Consider the following 14,550-nt stretch of genomic DNA (forward strand, 5'->3'; position numbering starts at 1 on the left):
CTCTCCTTATGAAAGATTGATCACTCTATCCGAACCATTGGCGATTTCTTGATCATGAGTAACACAAATAATCGTTTTCCCCATGTCTTTTAACTGATGGAATAAAGACAAAATAATGCTTTTGTTATATTCGTCTAAGTTTCCTGTCGGTTCATCAGCCAGGATAATATCACAAGGCTTCAAAATAATTCTTGCGATGGCCACACGTTGCTGCTCTCCGCCACTCAGTTGATAAACCTTTTTCTTTAAAAAGCTTTTATCCAGACCAACCATTTCTAAAGCTTCTGTCAACTTTTCTTTCTTGAAGTCTTTTGCATAAGCCGTCGAAAGTTGTAAATTTGTTAATACTGTTTCATTGTCCATAAGCACATAATTTTGAAAGATATACCCTAAGTTCTCTCTCCGTAGTTTCATCACGTCGTTAGGTTTAGGGTTTCGAAAGCCTAAAATCTCAATATCTCCTGAGTGTGGAGTATCAAGAAGGCCTATTATATTTAGAAGGGTTGTCTTCCCTGAACCACTCTTACCAACAATTGAAACAAATTCATTTTCTTTTATCTGAAGAGAGAAATTCGAAAGAACAGGTTTTTCATCAAACGTCTTTGATATGTTGTTGAGTGTAATCATATTCTATCTCCTTTTAAGATCCTATTCATGTTTTTCCTGTTTAAATAGACACTCAGAAAATAAAGAATAAGCAGCTCGATTACAATAAACAGCGCGATGAAAATTGTTAATTCGAAGATTTTGTAATAAATACTGCATCCTAAACCTATAAGGCAATTGGTTAAAAGGGAAAAGATGATTAAATTTTTATTTCTGGCCCAATATGAATATCCAAAAAGCTCTTTAAGGTAAAGCCGATATGCATTTGCGCTGTAATACGACCAAATATAAGCGACAAGAAAGGCTGCGGACAGGATAACCGTTATTGTTAGGCCAATTAAATTCTGTAAGAATTGATTCTGAATTCTTGCTATATTGTCGCTTAACTCTTGATAAACCGAAATAGATGAATCAATTAGATCTCTCGTATTGGTCTTCTCCAAATAAGGAACTATGCGATCATACGCCATGCCTTTTGAAGAATCTGAAAAGAATAAACATGAGGTTGAGTAAGCCCCTATAACAGATGGATCAACGTTGTCCGTGAAAATTGCAGCTATCGGATCAACAATGTTATTTTTATTGCCGGCATCCCCAAACTCACTATTAAAGGTGAAATACTTCTGCCTATTTTTAGTATAAATGATGTTGATTTTCAATTCATCTTTTTTGAGGGTGTTTAAAGGTTGATTAATCTCCTTGTTATACATATTATCTAATTCAACTTTTTTAAAGAAAAAGTGATCCCTGTATGCAGCTATTATTTTTTCTTTATATTTTTCATACTTTTGTGGAACAAGCAGGTTCAATGTGTTTGAATCAACCCTTAATTGCTTTTGGCTTATGGCTTCCCTATTAGCGCCGATAATGGGATTCACCTTTAAATAATTAGGGCTGATTGTAATGCTTTGTCCAGAAGGAGAGTAAACTTCATTTTTCTTTGTCGTATTTAAGGTGTAAAAATAAACAGTTTTTTTTCCATCTTTCCTTAGTACAGCATAGTTATGTGCATCAATGACGAACGCATTTTTATGCTTCTCTAATTGATGATACAACGCGCGAACTCTAACATTTTTCTCCCTGTCTAATTTTAAATCACTATAGTCTATCCCGGTATTTGCAAAGCTTGTCTTATAAGTGTTTTGTGTCTTTTTCCAATACGATTGATTATCAAGCTGCTGTTTGAGATCGAATAAGTTAGAAAGTGAAAACGCAACAATATTGAAAAGCAATATCGTGACAACAATTTTAAAGCCTACAGATAACCATTGGAATTTTTTAATCGGTGTGCTGCCTTTGATCGAACCACTAATGTCGCTGTTGTTATACAAGATTAGGGTAACAATGATGGTGTATACCATCATGATAAGCGCACCAATCACCGCGTTCCTAATGTAAATTCTAAGATATGCAGCCAGCCAGTCATTTAAACTGAAAGAAAAGGTTAGCAAAGCCACAATAATTGCACCGCAAAATATGATTATAATTAGAGGTTTCAAAAACATTGCTGGGTAAGAAAGCAGTGTTTTAACCTTGGAATACCCCCATAACTTTTGCAGCAGAAGCCGTTTGCGATTTTTAATTACAAAATAAAGGACACCAATAAACAAAATCAGCATAGAAAGCAACACTAGCATAAGCAAAGTTTTGTTAAACATAAAAGCAGTATTCTCAGTGATGTTTTCAAAACTCACTTCACCATAGTCAGCAAAAAGGTTTTGTGCTTTTTCCAATACCTTTTCATCGTTAGATGAAATATAAAATTTGCTTCCTATGCCTATATTCTTTATTTGGTTAAAATCAAAATATCTGATTTTCCATGTCGAGAGTGGAAAAGTAATGCTGCCGATCATCTTCTGCTCTGAATGGCCTCTTAGAAAATTTGACACAAGTTTATTGCCGTTATGTATTGATGGTTCATTTTCAGGGTTTGTAGAATAAATGTTTAAGCTCTTTTCATCCAAGAAATTGTATTGAGAAATGTTCACTTTGTTTTCTTTGGAGAAGGCGACCAATCTCTTTACAAAGTCCTCACTTTTAAATTCTGAAGTATAATTGATTATCAATGCTTCTTTATTTGAGAATAAAGTGTAATAGATTTGTTTGTTAAGAGTGTAATGATAGCTTGACATATTCATTGAGAGCAAAACCAAAATGAACAATATGTAGATTGTTTTCTTCATTGGACAGCCTCCATAAAAAGAAATCCGGTGCTGACTTGTATTCAAGTTTGACCACACCGGAAGAAAAATTTAAAATCACTTTGCTTTATTTTGTATCCCAAAAAGCCTTGTTTCCGAAAAGGGTTTCATATACAGAAGCGTAAGTATACCCTTCATCTTTTGTATTCCATTGAGTTTCATAGAATCTTGCTCCAGCTGCAGCACTCGATTTGTGAGTCTTTTTCTTATGATTGTAATTGGAATGAACTCGGCCTTTTTCGAAGCCATGATACCAAGTACCGCCGCCCGGTGTTGATTTATCAAGCTTCATGGCGCTCATTAAATCTCTTGATTCGTCCAGATTAACTTCCCCATGATTGACATCGTTCGACTGACTGGCAAAAGCAGCTTGTCCTCCTAGTAAACCTATACCTAATACAATTGAAGCAAGAACCTTCTTTTTCAATGAAATCTCTCCTTCCAATTAGGGTTTATTTGGTATTACAAATCAAAATTACCATATTAAGAAAGTGTTTACAATGAGAATCTTAATAATCTTACAATATATTTGCATTTATTCGGAAAATGGATATAGATAATGGACAAATCAGAGCTTGATAGACTCATAATTCTTGTTAACATGTACTGATAGAATACAAGAGGTTTAATCGTAATAGCCCAAAACCTCCTCCTCTTCCCAAACCGTGTCTTATAGCTATTTGAGGGTTAAATCAACTTCCTATATGATATAAGTATAATCATAAACTGAGGTGCTTTTATGTATAAGGAACTCTTTAATTTTGTTCAAAGTGAAGTGAAATGCATAGCTGAAGAGTTAGACAAGCATAACTCTTCCCAATCAAAACAAATGATTGAGGAAAGATTAGAGTTGCTTGATATATTACAAAGGATTCAGCCGTTAGAAAATAAAGACCCTGATCCTGAGAGTCAGACTGTCGAGGAAACATTATCTGTCGAAAACGATCAAAGCTCAACTAATGAAAAAGATGAAATAGTTAACCAATCACTTTATGAATTTCAAAGAAAAGCAGTTGGCGGAGAACTTCAATCACTTTCAGAGTCACGCCCCTCTTTGTTTATTCCAGAAACCGTAATTCGGGATCTTGAAGGCGCAACCGAAACACAGGAAAAATTAAAAAAATTATTCGGTTCAGCTGGCATCAATCATCAGTTATTAAGAGGTGATGAAAGTGGAGTGAAGATTAGTTCTGCTGTAAGGAAAAGTGATGCTGTTATAGTTATTACGCCTTTCACTGAAAGACATGCAGGAAGCCAACAAGCAAATAAATATTGTAAAGAGTACAACGTCCCTTTTAGGCAATCAAAAACATATGGAGTGAAAACAATAACTAACTTGATATCTGTCCTGATTTTCTCAGGATTGAATTTGGCATCTATGCTAACTTGTATTTCCGCCTTTTGATTATGCAGCCGAACTAGCTCAAATCGATTTTGAGCTGATACCAAGCATAAACAAGCATCTTTGCCTTGTGCGATGTATTCAAACTCGTATTTTCCCTCACCATATAACTCGTTTAATGTACCTTTGTTCTTGAATCATTGTTTTTCTCTCCTCTTATGCTTGTTTAAAGTTTTGAATGTTCGAGTGCTTGTTTTATGAATGATACATAAAAGTGTCTTTTGCAGTTTAAGTTTTCTTCTTTTGAAAGCTTGCCGTTTTTTAAAATTTTAACACATTCATAGTGTGGAGAGTCACTGACATTTATGATTTCCCAAGTGCCTTTCAGGTTTTTTTGAAATCCGTAATTTATTGTAAACCGTTGGCCGACTTTAAAAATTGGGTCTTCTTTCTTTTTCGGCTCACTCCATCCCATAGAAGCATAAAGCTCTTTAGATGCACTCATATATAAGCTCTCCTTTCATGTTCGCAGTTTTCACTCATCAGTGTCCAAAAAATAAGCCCTTAATTAAGGCTTTTAACATAAAGGTTGGCAGCTGACATTCTCTCATTAAAAAACCGGCACTTTGGCCGGCTTAAAATACTTTTATCAGCGATCTTTTTATCCGTTTTTCTTCTTATCCCAGTGCTCCATTTTCGGCTGTTTGGAAACCGTTTGATATGCCGAGCCATCCGTTTTCTTTTGTCCCATAATCATTTCCTGACACAAGAAGCAGTCCGAGAATAGCAGCAGTAATTAAAACAGTACGTTTTTTCATGACAACGCCTCCGTAAACTTTATTATTTGATCCTTAGCAGTACAAGCTTCCTCAAAGTATTTAGATGACAGATCAGCGTTTTCCTGCTTTTTGTAATACAATGCTGCATTTAGAGACAGGTCAGCGACATCCGACCACAAGTTTTTCCCCTTCAGTACATTCATATTCAAATCAAAGGACTCATGATCAGTCGCATCGTATACAAAGTATATGAGGTTCAATTTTGCCCTGTATACTTCTTCGTTTACATTATCAGCATATGCAAGTGCTTTACTTCTCCATACCCGCGCTGATTCAATTGATCCTAATTTGTAAAAAACACGACTCAACATGTACATTGAGCGAATGGAATAGACGGAATCGCAATGTTCAGGAATATCCAAAGCCCTTAAAAAGCTTTCCTTGGCTAATTCAAGGCGTTCCTGTCTTTCATAGCATACACCTAGATTAAAATGCCCTAAACCTTCTGAAAGCCCGTCTTTAACTTTTTGAGCGATATGTATTGCGTTTTTATACAAACTGATCGCTTGCTCCCATTGCTGTAGGTCAACTTTATTCATGGCAAAGAGCATGGTGCATTTGATTACACGATTGGTGTAATTATCGACTGCTCTGAAACTTTCTAGCGCTTTTTCAGCATGGTTGAGCGAGAAAAAGTTCTGGCGAATTTCATAGTAGGCAATCGCAGTTTGATAATGGAATTCTGCCCTCTCTATTTCGTCGGGTACTTTGCTGAGTCTGCTTTCAGCGATTTTGTAAAAGTTAATTGCTTCGATAAAATCCTTCTGATAGAAGTTATACAGGCCATTAAAGAGATAAAAATAATATTGAATCATGTCATCTGTACATGTTTCATAATCTGCTTTTCCAAGTAGATGACCTGATTCCCTATAGTTTTCAGTCATGAGTTTAAATCGTGAATCTATGAGATTGAAGTACAGCAACACATTCTGATTTTCTTCCATGTCAGGTAATGCTTTAACAATTTTTCCCCTCATTGCTGTTGCTTTAGGGATATTGTTTTGCTTGATAACTGTATACCATTCATTAAGACTTTGGGCAACCTTTTCAAACTCTATCTTTTTGGTTTCCACCTTCCTCATCCTTTCTTTAAATATTCAGAATTTTGATTTTGGATTATGCGTACTATTTCATAATCTTTTTCAGAAGTCCCAATCAGATGTGCGTCATATTCATTTGTCATTACCTAATATTTTATCACAATTCTAATTAATGGAAACGTATTCTTCACATCTTTGCGGTTGATTTTCGGTCAACGAAAAGATACAATCAGTATAGATTCAATAAGCATTACATGATTATATTTCTCCTTTCTGATGATATTGTGAATATAATACACAGAAAGAGCATACAATAAAAAAGATCGAAGATGCTGGTAACATCTCCGATCGGCAATAGAATAGCTCCTGTAAGGGAGTCGGCTTTTTTCCAAAAGTCTAGTTTATGAGTGGGAACGCCAAGATGTAGGAGTCTGGGGCGTTCTTACTTTTTTTGTTTGAGAAACTATAGGCAAGCGTTAGAATCCCTACAATGAGGATTCCGAATTGAAACATCAATCCAAGTGCGCTTTCTACTGCCATATTCTCACCTCCCTTCTTTCCAGATATGGAGGTGAGCCGAACGCCACTACGAAAAGCCGATCTATTGCTAACTCCACTTTATCTGAATTGAATAAAAAAACAACGTATGACTTTGTACTCTTTCTTCTATTATAGCAACTTCTTCGCCCCACCGTTTCAGTTCTTTAACATTTTGAGGTACGGTGTGACTTTGCCATCAAAATAACCTATGATATACTTTGGATTAAGAGAGATATATTTACTTTTCAAGAAAAAGGAGGAACAGATGAAAAAAACAGTAGTTGGAATCTTGGTTGTAGCCTCTTCTTTATTCATGTTTAGTATTGCTCTATATGCAGTAAACGGTAATCAAAAAACACCAGATGAAGTGTTAGACAATGCTTGGGAGAAATTCGGATTGGTCAGCTACGGAATCGGAGAAACAGATCCGGTTATTTCAATTGGAATGGATAAAACCAAAAGCGAGACGAAGCTGCGAGAATATTTAAATGACAATTTGTCTGAAGACGTAAAAGAGAAATACAAAATCGAAGTTATTAAAGAGGATAGAAAAGTCTTGGAAAAGGAACATCAAAAATATTTAAATGATACAAAGCAATAAAAAACTGTGTGTTCCGAAACCCGACAAGGCAAAAGGGTTTCTTTTTTTGTATTCAGAGGTTTCCTGTGAAGCTTATTAGCCTGCTATAATTAAAGCAGGCCCTTTTAGGGCCTGCTCTTCTTTACCAGTTATACCACACAATTACTTCCTTAATTTTCACAGTTACATCACTGCTGCTGTCATTAATAAAGTTAAAGTGATAGCTTTTTCCTCTTTTCAAATGAGTCCAGTTCATATGAATCTGGCCTGTCCATCCGCCGGGTAATGATACTTTCCCTGCTTGGCCCCCTACTCCACCTTTCCCATTGTCATACTTTACTGCTACCGAGAACTTTTTCGCAGTCCCTTGCGGGGTAATCAACAAAGTACCAGGGTTTTTAAATGCTTTCCCGTATGTTCCTCCACCAATTGAAAAGTTATATTTGAAACTAAAGGCTTTGCTTGTATATGTTGAATATAAAACATGAAATGAGCCATCCAACGGCATTTCTTCCTGTAGCTTGATCATATCTTTTAATTCCTTCAACGTGTAAGGATGAATCTGATTATTTTCTTCATTATAGATTTTTATTTGAGAAGCTACCTCTTCTTTCTTAGCATCGAGTGTAATATCTGTGGTTGCATTGTCTTTTTGGGCGGCATGTGCTTGGCCTGTCCCGATAATTCCATAAAGAACAATACTTAAAACAAACGCAATTGACCAGAACTTAAAATGCACCTTCATATTTAAACATACTCCTTCCATTTTCGGGTTATTTATGTTTGTTCTTATTGATGAAGTTAGATTTTAAGCTTGATAGCTATTTCGTGGTGTCTAAATGTTTGAGGCCAGTTATTTTTAGGAGAGTTTCTTCCTGTGCCCTATTACGGGCCAGCTACGAACTGTTAGAGTCAGAATTTTGTCAAAGATGCCATTGGACTCATGTTGCGTTTCTTGAATTAAGCTTTATCATCAAATCACCCCTCCTTATGTTTGTTCTTCCACTACCAATTTACCCTATAATTATCCAAAATACAACAATTAATCCATTAATTATTTATCTTGAGAGGTATTCTCTCCTGTAAATGCTTGTTTTTAATTTTATAATCTATGTATCAATGTGCTTGGTAATGTGATTTGACGGAATGAATTATCGTCTCAATAACTAAGTATACTTTAGTTATTGAGACGGAAGGGAAATTTATTCGCAATGAGATCATTTCTTTAGGCAAGCATATAAAAAAATCATGTCTGGTAATACTTTGCCGCATCTTCCCTGCACTTTTCCGACGAGTTTTTGCATCGGCTCCCCACATATGAGCAAGTATGACAGCCGCCAGCCAGAGCACTGCCGCGAAATAAAATCCGGCTCTGAGCCCAGCCAATCATTAAAAAATCCCGCAACCAAGGTTCCGAAAATACCGAGTGCATAAAGCGCCTGATATGCCCCATCGATGTTGCTCTCATGCCCGCCGGAACAGACTCAATCGACATTCCAAGCAGCACAGGAAAGATAATGCCGAGTGAAAACCTATTAAAAAACGTTTCCATCACCAGCAGAGCCAGTGCGTGCGGAATCATAGCGGTCGTTTTCATTTCGCGAATCATGAAAGACAGGCAAAGACCGAGGCCGCTCCCAATCCAAAATGCCGAGTGCCATCCCCATTCACTGACAACATAACCGCTCAGGCTCATCCCTGACAGCTGAGCTAACACGAGAATAAATGAGATCCAGCGCATGGCTCCTTTCGTGTCATCCGCCGCAAAATAGCTCGTAAATAAAATGGTGAATATAACCCATGTAGATGAGAAAAAGCCGCCTGATGAACAGACGGCGCTGCAGCTAGTTATTTGCTTCGGTTACCTGCGGAAGCATGAGTGATCCGATAATGCACAGTTAAAAATTTCAGTCCGAACAGCCACATATGATGAACGGCCTTCAGGCTTGTTTCGCTCTGGGCTGAAATAAGAAATGTCTCTGCCAGCGGAAGATGACACGTCCCCCATTTCGTCTGCAGATAAATCCCTTCATCACCCGCTCCGCTTTTTCGCCGTCTGCTTGTCAAAACAAGATTCTGCTTACGCGCATAAGGCTTTAAAATGCCCGTCATTTGGCCGTACGGCAGCGGAAGAGAGATATTCATGTATCCTTCCCCTTTTGCCCTGTACGCTGAATACAGCGCAGTAAAAACGGTTTCCTGCTTTTCATTTGTTCTGATCCACGCACGGACATTTTTTCTGCTGTCTTTGTCAGAGTCAACTCCTATAATATCACTGTGCATAATATACCAATCCGGATTCATGGACAGGTGAATCTGCCCCGCTCTTCTGCTGAACGGCTCGTACACGCGCGCGAACGGACGAAACCATCCGCTCCACGTCACTTTTGCCATGATGTCATAATCAATTGTCTCTTCATAAAAGGAATTAACGGCCGGCGCCAGTTTTTCAGTTGAAAAGTCTTCAGAATGCAGTTCTCTCATCTGATCCAGAAGGCCGGTATAATGGATGTCATTTGCTGCATGAATATCAGTCAAAAAGTCTTTGCCTATCGTTCTCTTCCCGTAAATACGGCTGAACGTTCTTTCGCTGCCCTCATCAAACGGTCTCGGATTTTCCAACCTCCACCCCGCCAAAGCCGGAAGGATAACGCCGAATGCATTGACGGCCCCGTGAATCCAAATCATCTGGCTGATCGTGAGCATTGCCTCCTCGCGGTAGACACCGTACGAATATATCAAAGAAAAAGCAATTGTGATCATTAACACAGCCGAAGAACTCCTGATCAAGATCCTGCCTGTTTTCGTAACAAACGGCACCGTAAAGACGAGATATGCATTTACATACAGACCCGCCAGATACAGAGCGACAGCAATCACATCAAGTGTTTTTGAAAATGTAATCCCCAAGGCAATAAGGATCGGCGAAATCAAAATAATGACCGTGCTCCATCTGTAAAGAACCCGTTTCTCCCGTATGATCCTGCCGAGCAATCCGTTAAAGATCGGAATGAGAAAAGCGGAATAGTGAAAGTGCACCGCCGTCAGCAGAACGATAAGCGGACCGAAATTCATAACGGGAATCTCAAGGACATATGCGAAGAACCAGAATCCGCCCCCGGCCAAATAAATGAAACCCGCCATAACAGACATCTCTTCTGTTCTGTGAATATTTGTTTTCATCAGCCGCCGGGCAGCATACAGTGCCAGCCCAAGCGTATAAATGAGCCACACAACGGCAAAAAAACTGAAGTCTGTGACAAGCGCAAGCACCGCACATAAAGCGGCAACAGGATAACTCCGTAATAACACATTCTCTAAGGTCTTTGACGGCCGAAAAGCAAAATCGAATACAGCGGGAACGAAAAAAAGTACGGAAAATAAAACAAACGTCTCAGCAGCTGATATATGCGGAGCTTCAGCCGCCGCAAATCCCAAAAAGCAAATCACGCTTACCATGAGATGACGCTTCAGCATGTTTCCCCCTCTGTTTCACGGAAAGTCCCCCGGTAAGAGAAAAGCGTGCCGAGTATCCGGTTTTTCACATGAACCTTTATGCTGAAGCAATTCATTTCCTCATCATAAGCCTCATAAACGGTTGAACTGCCGCACAGCCATGCCGGAAGCGGGATTTTCTTTCCGACTATCAGGAGCCACTGCCTTCCGGATGTAATAACAAGCCCTCCGTCTGAAGACGCTTCTAAATGCAGTTCAGACAGTAGGATGCGGGGTTTGCCGAAGTAATCAAGAATTCTGTTTTCCCGCTCATCATATTCCATGACGGCATCAAAAAAACGCGTTTTGCTTTTAAAGAAAAAGGTACGATTCCATTCCACGCCATTTTGCCTGTTTTTGTTTTCGATAGTGAAAGGGATATCGTTTCCCCTCTCTGAGAAAAAACATCTGAAAAAAACACCTGTCTTTAAAAGCATTCTGACAAGAAAAGAACCTCCCTTTATTTCTGACATAATTCCTTCTCCGCAAAACGTGCGTGATCCGTCAAATCTGTACCGTTTCTGCAGCATCGGGTGCAGTGCAGTGATTGATAATGAGTAATCGCTTTTTCATACATTGAATCCGTCATTTCACTTCTCTCTTTCGTTTTGTATGCCAGGCGCTCGGCAGCTTGAGCTTAAGAATCATGCCGGCTATTGTAAGTACTCCTAATGAGATCAAGAATCCGCCGCCCGAATATAGCAGTGCCGTTACACAAAAGAAGACTGACTGCCCGGTGTGAATCAGCCACTTTCTCCGCATGGGAAGCAGCCATAATACCCCTAACCCTGTCTCCAGCGCTCCCCTCACGATCTCTGCATCGGCACAGCCATCATGAAAGCCTTGAAAAAACCAATACAGACTGAATACGAGACACATAAAGACATAGACAAACCCGAAACGGACTGATATCTTCGGATGTCTGTTTTGTTCTATCCAAAGCCGCAACGCATCAAAGCTCCATGCGGTAGCCCAGCTTAGCAGAGGACGAAATAAAAACCGGTCTATCCAACTTCCCGGCAGACCGCGGGCCGTTTCATATTGATATTGAGTCAAAAATGCGGTTTGTCCGTTATCCCGCTCTATATACTTCCAGTAGCCCCTGCCTTCTTTTATAAGTGACAGCGGATGATCAGAGGCAAAAGCGAGCGAAGACACTCTTTCTGACGAGCGAAGCCTTATGTCACCTATTGATTCGCCCGTGCCGGATACCTTCAGCCCAAAACCGATTCGTGTTTCATATAGAAATCTCTGCGGTTCATCTGGCAGCCTATGAAGATATGTAATGTCAGAAAACCGCAGATCCCATTCCTTATGAAGATGCGGGTTTTGCGTATATTCCCAAAGCGTTTCTATATCAGATGCAATATTGATTTCGACATATATCGGCTTCTGTTTCATGCCCCCTCCTCTTCCCTTCTTTTGTAAACAATTCCTATATTATCATAGGAACAGATCAAGCGGCAGAACGAAAAGGCCATCCCGTTATCGGCAGGACAGCCTCAGTGGCTTTGATGACTTATGAATAAGGTATCGTGTCTTTATTATCTTCAGAAGCGGTTTGAATGATAATCGGGCGCACGAAACGGATTACCGCAGCCGAGGCCAAAACGGCTAATCCGCCTGCAAGCAAAAACGACCCGGAGAATGATCCGCTTTTGTCCGCGATAAAGCCGGTTAAAGCAGGCCCGATAATACCGGCCGTGTTTGCAAGAAAATGCATAAAGCCGCCGACTGACCCGACATTCCTTTGATCAACCACATCATGAATCACCGCCCAATAGATAGAGCCCGTTATATATAAAAAGAAGACTGATAAAGCAACGAGAATAACGGCACTTACGGTAGTGGTAACAAGTCCGGCAAATCCGATCAGTACAGCGGAAGCGAACAAACAAGTGACAAGAATGACTTTCCGTGAGAACAAAACTCCTTTTCCGGCGGTTTTTTTGAATACATAATCAGAAATCATTCCGCCTGCCGCCAAACCGATAAATCCAAGAATCCAGGGAATAACAGTCACCACGCTCATAAATTCAACACTTAAACCGCGTTCTTTCACCAGATAGCTCGGAAACCATGTTAAGAAGAAAAATAAGATGTAATTGTAAGCGAAAAAGGCAAAAGCCGTGAAGAGAACCGTTTTTTGTTTCAAATAAAAGGTCATCGGGATATGCTGCTCATGCGGTTGAATCTCCGCTTTCATTGCCGGGGCGTCTTCCGTCGGCGCCGGCCGTTCTTTGACAAATTTAAACCAGATGACCGCCCAGACTAAACCGATGAACATGATCAGGACAAAGGAAACTTTCCAGCTGAACGCCACAGCAATCATCCCGACAATCGGGCCGGAGATCGCCCCGCCGAGCGGCGTGCCGCTGTTTGTCAGGCCAATGACCGTGGCGCGCTGAGACGGAGGAAACCAATTGTTGACCATTTTGCTTATGGCAGCCGACAGCGGCCCCTCTCCCATACCGAATAAAACACGGATAATCAATAGACTTACAAATCCGAAAGCAAGCGCAACCGCTCCGCTGAAAAGAGACCAAACGATCATCGCCGTACACAATGTCAATTTAGCCCCATACCGGTCAGATGCAACACCGCCGAGAAAGTTAAACACAGCGTATCCGACAGAAAAACTGCTGAAAATCAGCCCCATTTGGGTTGCCGACAATGTGAGATCCTGCTGTATGAACGGCGCTGCAATAGACAGCGCTGAGCGGTCTAAATAGTTAATCACCCCGGCTGAAAATAAAAGAAGAATAATAGGGAATCTATCTTTTGAGAACATAAAAAAATCCCCCTCTCATTTCGCAATATTCAGACATTTAAATTGCCGGAGTAAACCGATTTATGCAATGAAACCGGTTATCCGGATTGCCTTGCGAGCAGCGCCGGTTTATAGCGGTGAATCCGTTTTTCACCGCCATCTTTTTCTTGTATCTGACGAAGAAGAAGGCTTCCCGCTTTTCGCGCCATTTCTGCCGCAGGCTGGACGATCGTCGTAATTGGAGGAGTAAAAAAACCAGCAAAAGGAACTTCATCAATTCCGATGACGGCTGCCTTATCCGGAATTGCCATATCATGCTCCTTCATATACTTCAGCACCTCAACAAGAACGATATCGTTTGCCGCCAATATCCCTTTCGGAGGCTCCTCAAGTGAGAACAGCTCTGACAAAACATTGGAAATATCAGCCGCATCGGCTGTTTTGATATATTCGTCCCGCACCATCATTCCGTGGCGGTCAAGCGCCTTCTTATACCCTTCAATCCTTTCTACCCTCGGACTGATTTCCCGAATAATGGACGTCGTAATAATCGCAATTCTCTTAATGCCGCTCTCGATAAACCGGTCAACGGCAAGACCGGCTGCATGATGGTTATCAAGCATCACTGTCGGAATCCCGAGTTCTTCAATGGTTCTGTCCATAAACACGATCGGAAACGTATCACGTTTCATCTTTTCATATAAAGAGAGATTTTCGCCCGTCGGAAAAATAATAATTCCGTCCACCTGCTTAGCCCGCAGCATTTCAATATATTTCTTTTCTTTTTCCGGTTCATCATCCGCATTGCAGACAATAATATGAAATCCTTGTTCATGAAAATAGTCTTCCACCGCCCTGATGACCTGAGTGGAAAAAGTGTGAAGAATATTAGCCACCACCACACCTACTGTAAATGTTGATTTCTGTTTTAAGCTGCGGGCGACGAAATTCGGCTGATAGTTCAGCTCTTGAATGGCCGCTTCTATTTTTTGTTTCGTTTTCTCGCTCATATAGTCATAGCGCTGATTTAAAAATTGAGATACGGTGCTTTTAGATACGTTTGCATATTTCGCCACATCAGAAATTGTAATGGTTTTCATAGACTCATCCCCGTCTGTCTTCATTTTTCACTAGTAT

15 protein-coding genes and 1 pseudogene are annotated in these 14,550 nt (G+C 40.0%); 2 read left to right on the forward strand and 14 right to left on the reverse strand.

All coding sequences use genetic code 11. From position 1 onward, the window contains the following. Positions 1-6: 6 nt before the first annotated feature. The 3 genes from SB24_RS00625 to SB24_RS00635 form a co-directional block, all read right to left on the reverse strand. Positions 7-627, reverse strand: a complete 621-nt coding sequence (locus SB24_RS00625) for an ATP-binding cassette domain-containing protein (protein ID WP_031379076.1) — start codon at positions 625-627, stop codon at positions 7-9. Further along, on the reverse strand, positions 624-2,789 hold the full coding sequence (locus SB24_RS00630) for a DUF1430 domain-containing protein (protein WP_031379077.1): 2,166 nt from the start codon (positions 2,787-2,789) through the stop codon (positions 624-626). Before SB24_RS00630 ends, SB24_RS00625 begins: the two co-directional genes overlap by 4 nt. Before the next feature lie 85 nt (positions 2,790-2,874). Next, complete coding sequence (locus SB24_RS00635) at positions 2,875-3,234, reverse strand: lactococcin 972 family bacteriocin (RefSeq protein WP_031379078.1); 360 nt, start codon at positions 3,232-3,234, stop codon at positions 2,875-2,877. 312 nt (positions 3,235-3,546) lie between these two features. On the opposite strand from SB24_RS00635, the gene SB24_RS00640 reads away from it, so the two are divergent. Beyond that, positions 3,547-4,212 (forward strand): DUF2325 domain-containing protein, encoded by a 666-nt coding sequence (locus tag SB24_RS00640; protein WP_031379079.1) that lies wholly within the window; start codon positions 3,547-3,549, stop codon positions 4,210-4,212. 163 nt (positions 4,213-4,375) lie between these two features. On the opposite strand, the gene SB24_RS00645 is transcribed toward SB24_RS00640, so the two are convergent. The 4 genes from SB24_RS00645 to comI form a co-directional block, all read right to left on the reverse strand. After that, positions 4,376-4,654 (reverse strand): hypothetical protein, encoded by a 279-nt coding sequence (locus SB24_RS00645; RefSeq protein ID WP_031379080.1) that lies wholly within the window; start codon positions 4,652-4,654, stop codon positions 4,376-4,378. Between the two features lie 172 nt (positions 4,655-4,826). Continuing rightward, positions 4,827-4,967, reverse strand: coding sequence for a hypothetical protein (locus SB24_RS20120; RefSeq protein ID WP_172437931.1), 141 nt, complete (start codon positions 4,965-4,967; stop codon positions 4,827-4,829). Continuing rightward, positions 4,964-6,061 carry a response regulator aspartate phosphatase gene (locus tag SB24_RS00650; RefSeq protein WP_223255213.1) on the reverse strand — a complete coding sequence of 366 codons (1,098 nt, stop codon included), beginning with the start codon at positions 6,059-6,061 and terminating at the stop codon, positions 4,964-4,966. Before SB24_RS00650 ends, SB24_RS20120 begins: the two co-directional genes overlap by 4 nt. A gap of 363 nt (positions 6,062-6,424) precedes the next feature. Then, on the reverse strand, positions 6,425-6,568 hold the full coding sequence (gene comI, locus SB24_RS20615; protein ID WP_219622380.1) for a competence inhibitor ComI: 144 nt from the start codon (positions 6,566-6,568) through the stop codon (positions 6,425-6,427). Positions 6,569-6,833: 265 nt separating this feature from the next. Here comI and SB24_RS00655 point away from each other — a divergent pair, with 265 nt between their 5' ends. Next, positions 6,834-7,169, forward strand: coding sequence for a YolC/YozM family protein (locus SB24_RS00655; RefSeq protein ID WP_031379082.1), 336 nt, complete (start codon positions 6,834-6,836; stop codon positions 7,167-7,169). Positions 7,170-7,290: 121 nt separating this feature from the next. Here SB24_RS00655 and SB24_RS00660 read toward each other — a convergent pair whose 3' ends face one another. From SB24_RS00660 to SB24_RS00690, 7 genes and pseudogenes are all read right to left on the reverse strand, one after another. Then, positions 7,291-7,893 carry a hypothetical protein gene (locus tag SB24_RS00660; RefSeq protein WP_031379083.1) on the reverse strand — a complete coding sequence of 201 codons (603 nt, stop codon included), beginning with the start codon at positions 7,891-7,893 and terminating at the stop codon, positions 7,291-7,293. 501 nt (positions 7,894-8,394) lie between these two features. Continuing rightward, the gene (locus tag SB24_RS00665; RefSeq protein ID WP_039251374.1) at positions 8,395-8,889 is read right to left on the reverse strand and encodes an MFS transporter; all 495 of its coding nucleotides are present in this window, start codon (positions 8,887-8,889) and stop codon (positions 8,395-8,397) included. Positions 8,890-8,996: 107 nt separating this feature from the next. Further along, on the reverse strand, positions 8,997-10,625 hold the full coding sequence (locus tag SB24_RS00670; protein WP_039251376.1) for a YndJ family protein: 1,629 nt from the start codon (positions 10,623-10,625) through the stop codon (positions 8,997-8,999). Beyond that, positions 10,619-11,232: pseudogene (locus SB24_RS00675) on the reverse strand (DUF4166 domain-containing protein). Before SB24_RS00675 ends, SB24_RS00670 begins: the two are co-directional and overlap by 7 nt. Beyond that, positions 11,229-12,044 carry a hypothetical protein gene (locus SB24_RS00680; protein WP_039251377.1) on the reverse strand — a complete coding sequence of 272 codons (816 nt, stop codon included), beginning with the start codon at positions 12,042-12,044 and terminating at the stop codon, positions 11,229-11,231. The pseudogene SB24_RS00675 and the gene SB24_RS00680 overlap by 4 nt, the downstream one beginning before the upstream one ends. A gap of 118 nt (positions 12,045-12,162) precedes the next feature. Further along, positions 12,163-13,434 carry an MFS transporter gene (locus tag SB24_RS00685; protein WP_039251379.1) on the reverse strand — a complete coding sequence of 424 codons (1,272 nt, stop codon included), beginning with the start codon at positions 13,432-13,434 and terminating at the stop codon, positions 12,163-12,165. 77 nt (positions 13,435-13,511) lie between these two features. Further along, positions 13,512-14,513 (reverse strand): substrate-binding domain-containing protein, encoded by a 1,002-nt coding sequence (locus tag SB24_RS00690; protein WP_015417557.1) that lies wholly within the window; start codon positions 14,511-14,513, stop codon positions 13,512-13,514. Positions 14,514-14,550: the final 37 nt, after the last annotated feature.

The sequence above is a fragment of the Bacillus sp. Pc3 genome (assembly GCF_000815145.1).
GTDB lineage: Bacteria > Bacillota > Bacilli > Bacillales > Bacillaceae > Bacillus > Bacillus velezensis.